This window comes from Variovorax sp. OV329, from assembly GCF_900114785.1.
Classification (GTDB): domain Bacteria; phylum Pseudomonadota; class Gammaproteobacteria; order Burkholderiales; family Burkholderiaceae_C; genus Variovorax.
The window spans coordinates 264,163-275,651 of the sequence record NZ_FOUG01000003.1 but is presented as its reverse complement, the minus strand read 5'-3'; the positions used below and the strand labels follow the sequence as shown (position 1 = coordinate 275,651).

The 11,489-nt window shown below is 66.6% G+C and carries 12 protein-coding genes; all 12 read right to left on the bottom strand.

The features are described 5' to 3' along the window. Positions 1-36 precede the first annotated feature (36 nt). From BM345_RS06415 to BM345_RS06360, 12 genes are read right to left on the bottom strand one after another with little or no spacing between them, the layout of a single operon-like run. Positions 37-732 (bottom strand): REP-associated tyrosine transposase, encoded by a 696-nt coding sequence (locus tag BM345_RS06415; protein ID WP_093376799.1) that lies wholly within the window; start codon positions 730-732, stop codon positions 37-39. A 17-nt stretch (positions 733-749) separates the two neighbouring features. Beyond that, a complete protein-coding gene (locus tag BM345_RS06410) occupies positions 750-1,622 on the bottom strand; it encodes a class I SAM-dependent methyltransferase (RefSeq protein WP_093376796.1) in 873 nt (290 codons plus the stop codon). Then, a complete protein-coding gene (locus tag BM345_RS06405; protein WP_093376793.1) occupies positions 1,619-2,224 on the bottom strand; it encodes a DUF1415 domain-containing protein in 606 nt (201 codons plus the stop codon). Before BM345_RS06405 ends, BM345_RS06410 begins: the two co-directional genes overlap by 4 nt. Continuing rightward, positions 2,221-3,441, bottom strand: a complete 1,221-nt coding sequence (locus BM345_RS06400) for an MFS transporter (protein ID WP_254789605.1) — start codon at positions 3,439-3,441, stop codon at positions 2,221-2,223. The genes BM345_RS06405 and BM345_RS06400 overlap by 4 nt, the downstream gene beginning before the upstream one ends. Positions 3,442-3,485: 44 nt before the next feature. After that, positions 3,486-4,616, bottom strand: coding sequence for a deoxyguanosinetriphosphate triphosphohydrolase (locus BM345_RS06395; protein ID WP_093376789.1), 1,131 nt, complete (start codon positions 4,614-4,616; stop codon positions 3,486-3,488). A gap of 1 nt (position 4,617) precedes the next feature. Continuing rightward, positions 4,618-5,721 (bottom strand): 3-dehydroquinate synthase, encoded by a 1,104-nt coding sequence (aroB, locus tag BM345_RS06390; protein ID WP_093376787.1) that lies wholly within the window; start codon positions 5,719-5,721, stop codon positions 4,618-4,620. Positions 5,722-5,770: 49 nt separating this feature from the next. Continuing rightward, the gene (locus BM345_RS06385) at positions 5,771-6,313 is read right to left on the bottom strand and encodes a shikimate kinase (RefSeq protein WP_093376784.1); all 543 of its coding nucleotides are present in this window, start codon (positions 6,311-6,313) and stop codon (positions 5,771-5,773) included. Between the two features lie 25 nt (positions 6,314-6,338). Next, positions 6,339-8,444 carry a type IV pilus secretin PilQ gene (gene pilQ / locus BM345_RS06380; RefSeq protein WP_093376780.1) on the bottom strand — a complete coding sequence of 702 codons (2,106 nt, stop codon included), beginning with the start codon at positions 8,442-8,444 and terminating at the stop codon, positions 6,339-6,341. Beyond that, positions 8,441-8,986: a pilus assembly protein PilP gene (locus BM345_RS06375; RefSeq protein ID WP_093376777.1), complete on the bottom strand. Its 546-nt coding sequence runs from the start codon at positions 8,984-8,986 to the stop codon at positions 8,441-8,443. The genes pilQ and BM345_RS06375 overlap by 4 nt, the downstream gene beginning before the upstream one ends. Beyond that, positions 8,983-9,660: a type IV pilus inner membrane component PilO gene (locus tag BM345_RS06370; protein ID WP_093376775.1), complete on the bottom strand. Its 678-nt coding sequence runs from the start codon at positions 9,658-9,660 to the stop codon at positions 8,983-8,985. Before BM345_RS06370 ends, BM345_RS06375 begins: the two co-directional genes overlap by 4 nt. Positions 9,661-9,665: 5 nt before the next feature. After that, a complete protein-coding gene (locus BM345_RS06365) occupies positions 9,666-10,292 on the bottom strand; it encodes a PilN domain-containing protein (protein WP_093376772.1) in 627 nt (208 codons plus the stop codon). Next, a complete protein-coding gene (locus tag BM345_RS06360; RefSeq protein WP_093376770.1) occupies positions 10,289-11,368 on the bottom strand; it encodes a pilus assembly protein PilM in 1,080 nt (359 codons plus the stop codon). The genes BM345_RS06365 and BM345_RS06360 overlap by 4 nt, the downstream gene beginning before the upstream one ends. Between the last annotated feature and the right edge of the window lie 121 nt (positions 11,369-11,489).

Sequence of the window (11,489 nt, the reverse complement as noted above, 5' to 3'; positions counted from 1 at the left end):
CGCCTTCCCGTACATAAAAGGCATCGATGTTGATTCCTAAGTGATTTCGACGCGCGGGCGCCGACCCGGCCGTTTCTTGACCACCCGGCGATCGGTACTGTTTTGTAGCAATTCGACAAAGCCGGCATCGCCCGCTGCCCAGCCGCGAAGGGTGGAGTCGGTCAGAAGCTGCGTGTCCGACTGCGAAACGCCGGCGCGCACCAGTTCGGCGTAGGCCGCCTCCCGCGCAAAGGGCGTGTTGCCCAGCGACCAGTAGAGGGGATGCGGCGTGATGAGCGGGTCGATGCGCAGCCCTGCGTAATGGCCGTGGCTGGACCAGGGAAAGTCGCGCGCATCCGCCACCATGCCGGCCCGTACCGGGTTGAGGTCGATGTAGGCCATGCAGGCCAGGAAATAGCGCTCGGTCTGGATCAGCGTGGAGCGGTAGCGCCCTTCCCACAGCGTGCCGCTGCGGCCGTGCCGGTCGTTGAAGTAGCGCACGTAGCGCCGCCCGACGGCCTGCATCCACTGCGGCATGCCGGTCTCGGTCGTGGGCGTGGCCAGCAGGTGGAAGTGGTTGTCCATCAGCACGTAGGCATGCAGCGCGACCTGCAGGCGCGCGGCGTGCTCGCCCAGCAGGGCCAGCAGCATCTCGCGGTCCTCTCGGTCGACGAAGACCGGCTGCCGGTTGTTGCCGCGCTGGATCACATGGTGCGGCTGGCCCGGCAGCGTGAGGCGGGGAAGGCGTGCCATGGCGAATGCCTTGCGGATCAGTCGAGGCGGAAGCGCGTTTCCAGCAGCGGCTCCAGCCCGAACTGCGCCAGCAGCTCGCGCAGCCGCGCCGCCGCGCTGGCCTTCCGGTGGCCGGTGTGGCGGGCGATGATGAGTTCGTTCTTCATGCTGTGCTCCCAGCCGACCAGTTCGGTGACGGTCACCTGGTAGCCGTGCGCCTCGAGGTAGAGGCAGCGCAGCACGTTGGTCAGCTGGCTGCCGATCTCGCGCGTGTGCAGCGGATGGCGCCACAGCTCGGCCAGCGGCGTGCGCGACAGGGCCAGCGCCTTGGTCTCGCGCAGGCACGCAGCGACTTCCGCCTGGCAGCAGGGCACCAGCACCATGAAGCGCGCCTTCTTCGCCAGGCCGAAGGCGATCGCATCATCGGTCGCGGTATCGCAGGCGTGCAGCGCGGTGACGACGTCGATTCGCTCGGGCAGCGCGCTCGCCGTGGTCGACTCCGCCACGCTCAGGTTGAGGAACGCCATGCGCTCGAAGCCCAGCCGATGGGCCAGTTCGCGCGAGCGCTCGACCAGCTCGGGCCGCGTCTCGATGCCGAACACCTTCCCCTCTCCCGCCCGCTGGCGGAAAAACAGGTCGTAGATGATGAACCCCAGGTAGGACTTGCCGGCGCCGTGGTCGGCCAGGGTCGCGTGGGCGCCCTCTTCCGGCAGTTCCAGCAGCAGTTTCTCGATGAACTGGAACAGGTGGTAGACCTGCTTGAGCTTGCGCCGCGAATCCTGGTTGAGCCGGCCTTCGCGGGTCAGGATGTGCAGTTCCTTCAGGAGCTCCACGGACTGGCCCGGGCGCAGTTCCTGCTGCACTTCGGCCTGCGCCTTCTCGTTCTTCGACAGCTTGAGGGCCTGGTTCATTTCTTTTCTTCCGATGCGGCGCCCGGGCCGACGCCGAGCGCCTTCCAGCCTTCGGCACCGAGGTGCTCCAGCGTGTCGATGTTTCGATCGAAGATCTCGGCCGCGTCCGGAAAGGCGTCCACCGCGCGGCTCACGCTGTCTTCGCGCAGCAGGTGAAGGATGGGGTAAGGCGAGCGGTTGGTGGCATTGCCGATGTCGCCCTCCTCGCTGCCGGCGAACTGGAAGCGGGGATGGAAGCTCGCCAGTTGCAGTACGCCGTCGAATCCCGCCCTGGCAAGGCGTCGCTCGGCGCGGCCGACGAAATCGTTGAAGTCCAGGAAGTCCTCGAGCACATGCGGCGCCACCAGCAGGGTCGTGTCGCGCACCAAGGCGTCGTGCGCCACCAGTTCGGCCGCCTCGAACAGCAAGGCATCGAGGAGGCCCGCATCGTCACTTTCGCGGAACACGGCGTAGTGGATCTGCGCTTTCACGTGCACCGCCTTCGCGAAGGGGCAGAGGTTCAGGCCGATCACCGCCTTCTCGAGCCAGCGGCGCACGTCGGCCAGCACGCGCTCGTGCTCTGCCATGTCTTGTGCAGCGGAGGGATCGTCGAGGTTCATCATGGGGTGTTTTCCGCCAGCCTTGCGCTGTTCAGCCTGGCCAGCTTCGCGGCGGCGGCCATGCCCACCACCGAGCAGGCCATGGTCGCCACCCAGGTCCATTGCCAGCCGCCGGCCCGCATCGCCAGCCAGGCCACGGCCGGCGGCGCGAAGAATTGTCCCAGGGACGAGGCCTGCTGCATCAACCCCACCGTGGTCGACACGGTCGACGACGAGGGCGCCAGCCGCACCGCCAGCATGAACAGGGTCGCCGGCACCATGCCGCCTCCCAGCGAAAAAAGGCAGACGCAAGCGTAGCGCAGCCCCGAGGGCAGCGCCCAGGCATCCGCCCCATGCCCCCATTGCGCGAAGGCGCCCACGCTGCCGAGGAGCATCACGCCGTAGCCCCAGCGCATCAGCCGCCCTGGCGCAACGCCGGCCTGCAGGAAGCGCCCGCCGGCAATGTTGCCGACGATGTTGGTTGCCGCGGCCACCGAGCTGAGCACGCCGGTCCAGGTGGCCGCAACGCCGGCATCGGCATAGATCGCCGGCAGGAAGCCGATCACCGCCATCCACTGCGCGGCATAGACCGCGAAGGCCAGGCCCAGCAGGCGCGGTCCGGGCTTTTTCAGCGTGAGCGACAGACGGCCCTGCCAGGCCGGCGCCGCGGCGGCGCCAGTCGCCTTGCGCGCGTCCGGCCGCACCGCCAGCAGCACGCCGACGGCTGCAACCGCCGAGATCGCCGAGATCAGCCACCACCAGCCCGGCCAGCCGCTGCGCGCGATGAGGGGCGGCCCCACCAGCAGGGCCGCTGCCACGCCCACCGGCATGTAGGCACCCCAGAGGCCCATCGCCGACTTCTCCGCGGCCGGCGACGCGAGATTTCGGATGAGGCCGGGCCCGGGCATCACCGCCAGCAGGAAACCCATTCCTTCCAATGCGCGAAACAGCAGAAGCCAGGTCAGCGCCTGCGGCCCCGGCTGCACCAGCCCGCCTGCAAACCCGGCCAAGGTGAGCAGCATCAGGCCGCCGAGCATGCTGCGGCGCAGGCCCAACGAGTCTGCGATCAGTCCCACGGCCAGGCCCAGGGTCATGCCCGCCACCTGCACCAGCGACAGGAGAAAGCCTGCCTCCACCAGCCCGATGCCCAGGGCGTCGCGAAGGGCGGGCACCGCGGGCGCCAGCTTGCCCAGGTGCAGCGCGGCGCTGACGCCCGCAGCCACCACGGCGTACGCCGCCATGGGCACGGCACCAGTGCGCGGCTGTTCGGCGTCGGAAGATGGACTCAGACGGTCCATGTGCGCCCGGTCAGCCGCTCGTGCTCGCGCATGGCGAAGCGGTCGGTCATGCCGGCGATGTAGTCGGCCACCGCGCGATGCGTGTCGTCGCGCTGCGCATAGTCGGGCGGCATCTCATCGGGATCGGCGAGGTAGGCGGCAAACAGTTCACGCACCACCTGCTGGGCCTGCGTGGTCGTCTGCACGACCTGCGCATGGCGATACAGGTTGGCGAAGAGGAAGCGTTTGAGCGCGGTGGATTCGGCACGCATCGCCGCGCTGAACTGGACGAGTTGCGGGCAACGGCGCGCCGCCTCGGCATCGGTCGGCCCGGCATCTGCCAAGGCGGCGCGGGTGGCGTCGATCACGTCGTAGACCTGTGCACTGAGCATGCGCCGGATGGTTTCGTAGAGAAGCCGGCGGCCGGCCAGCTGCGGATGCTCGGCCACGGCCTCGCGCCGAAAGCGCTCGAACAGCTCCACGTCTTTCAGCTGCTCGATGCCGATCAGTCCGGAACGCACACCGTCGTCGATGTCGTGCGCGTTGTAGGCGATCTCGTCGGCCAGGTTGCACAGCTGCGCCTCCAGGCTGGGCTGCGTGTTCTCGAGAAAGCGCCGCGCCACTCCGTTGGGCTCCACGACCTCCAGGCGCTGCGCATTGGCGCGCGAGCAATGCTTGAGGATGCCCTCGCGCGTCTCGAAGCTGAGGTTCAGGCCGTCGTATTGCGGATAGCGGTGCTCCAGCTGGTCCACCACCCGCAGGCTCTGCAGGTTGTGCTCGAAGCCGCCGTGCGCCACCATGCAGGCGTTCAGCGTGTCCTGGCCGGCATGGCCGAAGGGCGTGTGCCCGAGGTCGTGCGCGAGCGCGATGGCCTCGACCAGGTCCTCGTTCAACCCCAGCGAGCGCGAGATGGAGCGGCCCAGCTGCGCCACCTCCAGCGAGTGGGTCAGCCGGGTGCGGAACAGGTCGCCTTCGTGGTTCAGGAAGACTTGTGTCTTGTAGACCAGCCGGCGGAAGGCGGTGGAATGGACGATGCGGTCCCGGTCGCGCTGGAAATCGTCGCGCGTGGGCGCCGGCGGCTCCGGATGGCGCCGGCCGCGCGATGCGGCCGCGTGGCTGGCATAGGTCGCCAGCGTCATGTCAGGCGGGCTCGCAGCAGGCGGCGAGCACCTCGCGCACCATCGCGTCGGGGGCGCCGCGCACCTTGGCCGAACCGGGCGCATCCAGCACCACGAAGCGGATCTCGCCGGCTTCGGACTTCTTGTCCACGCGCATCAGCTCCAGGTAGCGCTCGGCACCCAGCGCCGGACCGCGCACCGGCAGGCCCGCCGCCTCGATCAGGCGGGTGAGCCGCTGCACGAAGGCGCCGTCGATGCCACCCAGCCGCCGCGACAGCTCGGCCGCCATCACCATGCCGCAGCCCACCGCCTCGCCGTGCAGCCATTCGCCGTAGCCGAGGCCGGACTCGATGGCATGGCCGAAGGTGTGGCCGAAATTGAGGATGGCCCGCAGACCCGCCTCACGCTCGTCCTGCCCAACCACCAGCGCCTTGATCTCGCAGCTGCGGCGCACCGCATGCGCCAGCGCCGCGGGCTCGCGCGCCACCAGCGCATCGAGGTTCTCCTCGATCCAGTCGAGGAAGTCCAGGTCGTGGATCGGCCCGTACTTGATGACTTCCGCCAGCCCCGCGCTCATCTCGCGCGGCGGCAAGGTCTTCAGCGTCGCCAGGTCGCACAGCACGCGCTGCGGCTGGTAGAAGGCGCCGATCATGTTCTTGCCTAGGGGGTGGTTGATGGCCGTCTTGCCGCCCACCGAGGAGTCGACCTGCGCCAGCAGCGTGGTCGGCACCTGCACGAAGGGCACGCCGCGCATGTAGCTCGCAGCGGCGAAGCCCGTCATGTCGCCCACCACCCCGCCGCCCAGTGCGTACAGCACCGTCTTGCGGTCGGCGCCGTGGCCCAGGAGCGAGTCGAAGATGCTGTTGAGCGTCTTCCAGTCCTTGTAGGCCTCGCCGTCCGGCAACTCGAGCACGTGGACCTGCTCGTGGCGCCCCGCCAGCGCGGCGCGCAGTGCCGCCATGTAGAGCGGGCTGACGGTGGTGTTCGTCACGATCAGCCCCTGGGCCGCGCGCGGCAGCCCCTCGAAGGACTGGGGGTCCTGCAGCAGGCCGCTGCCGATCAGGATGGAATAACTTCTGTCGCCGAAATCGATCTCGACGCGCTCGTGGGAAGCAGGCACTGGCATAGCCCCCGAGTTTAGGCGCTGGCCCGAAGCCGCACCCGTGACAGGCGACTCAGCCGGGTGTGTCGCCGGCCGGCGGAACGGCGATGCCGGCCAGTTCCAGCTGCATCACGATCAGGTTGACCAGCATGGCGATGGTGGGCCTGCCCGTCTCGACGATGTCGTGCGCTGCTTCGAGGTACAGCGGGTCGCGCACCGCATGCAGCTCGCGCAGGCGGCCCAGCGGGTCCTGCACCTGGAGCAGCGGGCGCTTGACGTCGTGGCGCAGGCGCCTAAACAGGTCTTCGGGCGATGAGCGCAGGTAGATCACGTGGAAGCCCCGGCGCAGCTGCTGGCGGTTGGCTTCGCGCAGCACGGCGCCGCCGCCGGTGGCAAGCACGCCGTGGGGAATCTGCGCCATCTCGGCGATCACCGCCTGCTCGATGTCGCGGAAGCTCGCCTCGCCCTCACGCTCGAAGTATTCGCGGATGGAGCAGCCGATACGCTCCTCGATGAGCGTATCGGTGTCCGCAAAAGACCACTGCAGTCGCTGCGACAAGCGTCGCCCGACTGCAGATTTCCCCGATCCGGGGAGGCCGACCAGTGCTACCGCCACACAGGGTCGGCACGCCAGGCGCGCGTCAGCGCGCGGCGTTGCGGTCGGTAATCATCTTCGGGGTGATAAAGACGAGCATTTCGGTCTTGTTGAATGTGCGATTGCGCGTCCGGAACAGTGCCCCGACGTAGGGCACTTCACCCAGCACCGGGATGCGCGATTCGTCATTCGATTCGGTGAGCTCGAAGATACCACCGATGACGACCGTGCCGCCGTTCTCCACCAGCACCTCGGTCTGCACGTGCTTGGTGTTGATCGCGAAGCCCGCCAGGGTCTGCTGGCCCACCGTGTCCTTGTTGACGTCCAGCGTCAGGATGATGTTGCCTTCGGGCGTGATCTGCGGCGTGACCTCGAGCTTGAGGTTGGCCTTGCGGAAGGCGATGGAGGTCGCACCGCTGGACGTCGCCACCTGGTAGGGCAGTTCCGTGCCTTGCTCGATCAGCGCCTTGGTCTGGTCGGCCGTGACCACGCGCGGGCTGGACACCACCTTGCCCTTGCCGTCTGCTTCCAGGGCGGAGATTTCCAGGTTCAAGAGGCGCGAGAAGCTGGAGTTGAAAAGCGAGACCGCGAAGGTGCCGGGGATGTTGCCGGTGCTGCCGGGACTGATGGCCGGAAGGCTCACGAAGTTGCCCGCGGTCGGCGAGGCGAAGGTCGCCGTGCCATTCGCAACCGTCGGTTGCGTACCGATGGAACTGTTGTTGTTCACCGCGCCGCCGCCCAGGCGAACGCCCAACGACTTGCCGAAAGTGTCTGAGGCTTCGACGATGCGCGCCTCGATAAGCACCTGGCGCACGGGAACGTCCAGTTTCGTGATCAATTCAGCGACGTCTGCGAGGCGCGCCGGGATGTCCGACACGAACAACTGGTTGGTGCGCGTCTCTGCAATCACGCTGCCACGCGGGCTCAGGATGCGGGTGTTGCTGGTGCCACCGCCGCCGCCCGAACCACCCAGCCCCTGGCCGGTCAGGCCCTGGGCGATGACAGCAGCCTTGGTGTAGTTCAGCTGGAAGGACTGCGTGCGCAGCGGTTCCAGGTTCGCAATGGCCGCCTGGGCTTCGAATTCACGCTTCTCCTTGGCGTCGATCTCATCCTTGGGCGCGATCCACAGCACGCTGCCGTTCTTGCGCATGCCCAGGTTCTTGGCCTGCATGATGATGTCCAGCGCCTGGTCCCAGGGCACGTCCTTCAGGCGCAGCGTGAGGGCACCGGTGACCGAGTCCGAGGTCACGATGTTGAAGTTGGTGAAGTCGGCGATCACCTGCAGCAGCGAGCGGATCTCGATGTTCTGGAAGTTCAGCGACAGCTTTTCGCCGCTGTAGCCGGTGCCTTGCGTCAGCTTGGTCGGATCGATCTTGCGCGGGCGGACCTCGACCACGAACTGGTTGTCGCTCTGGTAGGCGCTGTGCTCCCACTCGCCACGCGGTTCGATCACCATGCGGACACGGTCGCCCTGCTGCTGCGTCGTGATGGTTTGCACCGGGGTACCGAAGTCGGCCACGTCCAGGCGGCGGCGCAGACCCTCGGGCAGCGTCGTCTTGGTGAACTCCACCACCAGATTCTTGCCCTGCGGGCGAATGTCCACGCCCACCTGGTTGTTGGCCAGGTCGACGATCACGCGGCCGGTCTTGTCCGAGCCCAGGCGGAAATCGATGTCACGCAGCGGTTGCGAATCGCGGTTGCGGTTCTCCGCGAAACTCGAGGTAGCAGACTGCTGCTGAGCGACCCCAGCCACCTGGCCAAGCGTCACCAGCACCGACTTGCCTTGCAGCTCGGCCTTGTAGGTGGTGGCGTCCTTCAGGTTGAGCACCAGGCGCGTGCGGTCACCCGCCTGCACCACGTTGACCGAGCGCAGGTTGCCCTGGTTCACGTCGATCGTGGAGCGCCCGATGGCGTTGGTCACGCCCGGAAAGTCCAGCGCAATGCGTGCCGGCGAAGCGACCGCAAAGCCGTTGGGCACGGTCGCCAGTGGCTGGGCCAGGTCGATGCGGATCAGCTCAGCCCCACCCTGCGTCGAGCTTGTCACCGATTCGATGGCGTTCTGCGCATAAGCGGCGCAAGTCACGCCAAACGCGAGCACCGAGGCGCCAATGGCGCGCAGCCACGTTGCCATCGCGATTTTTCCTTGATTCATTTCTTCGACCTCTCTTGCAACACCAGCGTCGCCGGGCGTTCGATCCATTCACCGGCGGCGTCCTGCACGATTTCACGCAAGCCGAGTTCGGTTTCGGTGATCCGGGTGATCTTTCCGTAGTTCTGGCCGAGGTAGTTGCCCACCTTGACTTGATAAAGAAGCTTGTCCACGGTGACGAGAGCCACCGGCTGGCCATTGCGACTCAGGCTGCCGACCATTGCCATCACATCCAGCGGATAGGCCTCCAGGGCCTCCTTGCGCCGGGTCAGTTCCGGCGCAATCAGGCCGGACATGGAAGGCTGGGCAGAGTCGCGGCGCAGGGCCTGCGTCAGCTTCTGGCTGTTGAATGGCTCGAAGGCAGCACCTTCGGTGTAGGCCTGCGGCACGAACTTCTTCGGCTCGGCGATGGGCGGAACGTTGGGGCGCACCTGTGCGCGCTGGTCCTTCATCCACTGCTGCAGTTCCTCGCGGTCCGAGCCGGAGCAGCCAGCCAGGCTCAGCAGGGCCAGCGCGGCCAAGGCGGTATGGCGAAGGCGCATCATTTCTTGCCGCCCTTCTGGGTCTGGGCGCGCTTTTGCGCTGCCTGCTCTTCCGGATCTAGGTAGCGGAAGGTCTTGGCGGTCGCATCCATCGTGAGCGCACCGTCCTTGGCAGGCGTGACCGAGAGGTTGTTGAGTGTCACGATGCGCGAAAGATTGGCGATGTCGGCGGCGAACGCACCCATGTCGTGGTAGCGGCCGGTGACCCGCACGGCGATCGGCAGTTCGGCGTAGTAGTCCTTCACCGAGACCTGGCCCGGCCGGAAAAGCTCGAACTGCAGGCTGCGTCCCAGGCCGGCCTGGTTGATGTCGGAGAGCAGCGCATCCATCTCGGCTTTGCTGGGCAGTTGCTTCTCCAGAAGGATCACGTACTGCTGCACCTGCTCGCGCTGCTTCTTGAGCAGGTCGAGGTTGGCGGCCTGCGCGACCTTCTTCTTGTAGTCCTCGCGCAGGGTCACCTCCTTGGAACGCGCCGCTTCGAGCTCGTCGTTGGAGTTGGTCAGCCAGGCGAACCACAGGGCCACCAGCACGCCGACCACGATGACCAGATACAGGACATAGCGAGGCAAGGCAGGCCAAATCGACGGGTCGTTCGGATTGAGGCCGCGAAACTGGTCCGCCAGCCGCCGCGTTGCGCCAGCAAAGTCGATTTTTTGGGTTGAGCGATTTCTTGCCATACGCCTTATCCCTTCGCCGCCGGGGCCGGCACCTTGCCGGCAGGCGCGCCTTGCGCAGGCTTGTTCGCGTCAGTCGGCCGCTTCAAGCCGATACGCATCGTGAAATTGGCCACCCGGCGCTGGTCTCGCGGAGACAACGACACCGTGGCTGCAGTGATTTCGACCAACTCAGGCTGCACCAGCCAGGGGCTGCTGTTGCCCAGGTTGCGCAGCAGCTCCGAGACGCGCTCGTTGGACTGCGCCATGCCTTGCAGGGTCACCCGCTGGTTGTCCTGCTTCATGCTTGTCAGATAGACGCCATCAGGCAGCTGGCGCACCAGTTCATTCATCAGGTGAACCGGCATGTTGCGGTCACCCTGGAGATCTTCCACTGCCTTTTGACGCGCCTGGAGCGAAGCAATCTCAGCCTGCAGGGTCGAAATCTCGCGAATCTCGGACTCCAGCTTGGTGATCTCGCTTTGCAGGAACTGGTTGCGCGAATTCTGGCTCGCGATCTGCGTCTCGAACCAGACATAGGCCGCGCCGGCAATCAAGGCGCCCACCAGCGCCGAGGCACCGAGCGCAGCATAGAAATTCTCGCGCCGGCGCTTGCGCGCCGCTTCGCGATGCGGGAGCAGGTTGATGAGGATCACGACTGGAACCTCCGCATGGCCAGCCCGCACGAGGTCAGGTAGGACGGCGCTTCACGCTTGACCTTCTTCTCGCGGATGCCCGAGGCCATGTCCATCCCGTCGAAGGGATTGATCAGCGAGCAAGCAAAGGAGGTCTGGCGCGTCACGGCGCTGGTCAGGCCCGGCAGCGAAGCCGAGCCACCGGCCAGCAGCACGTAGTCCACCCGGTTGTAGGGCGTGCTGGTGAAGAAGAATTGCAGCGCGCGGGCGATTTCCTGGGCGATGCTGGCCACGAAGGGCTTGAGCACCCCCGTGCCATAGTCGTCCGGCAGGTCACCGCTGCGCTTCTTGGTCTCGGCCTCCTCGGCCGAGAAGCCGTACTGGCGCACGATCAGCTGGGTCAGCTGCGCGCCACCAAAGGCCTGGTCGCGGTCGTACAACACTTCCTGGTTGCGCAGCACCTGCATGCTGGTGGTGGAAGCGCCCACTTCGAACAGGGCAACGACGGCATCCTGCCCCTGGCCGGGCAACTGCTCGATCAGGCGCGAAGCCGCCAGGCGGGACGCGAAGGACTCGACGTCCAGGATCATGGCCTTGAGGCCGGCGGCCTCGGCCAGGCCCTGGCGGTCCTGCACCTTTTCCTTGCGCGAGGCCGCGATCAGCACCTCGACGTCACCCGTGGAGTTGTTGGCCGGCCCCATCACACAGAAGTCCAGGCTCACTTCGTCCAGCGAGAAGGGAATGTATTGATTCGCCTCGGACTCGACCTGGATCTCGAGTTCCGGCTCGCTCAGGCCACCGGGAAGGATGATCTTCTTGGTGATCACTGCCGAAGGGGGCAGCGCCAGGGCGGCGTGCTTGGTACGCGTTCCGCTCTTGCGGACCACGCGGCGCACCGCTTCGGCGACTTCGTCGAATTTCTCGACGTTGCCGTCGGTAATCCAGCCGCGCTCCAGCGGCTCGATCGCGCAACGCTCGAGCACCAACTTGCCCGACGCGTCGCGCCCGAGTTCAACCAGCTTCACGCTGGAAGAACTGACGTCCAACCCGAGCAGCGGCGCGGGTTGACGGCGAAACAGCGAACCAAATGCAGCCAAGTTCGATCCCGATGAGTTGTAACGATTCGAAAAATGTGCGTAAAAATTCCGGCTTCGGCTGATGCTAGTGCAAGCTCCGCAGGCAACCAAGCGACAAGGTGCGCACTCCGCAACATTCGTT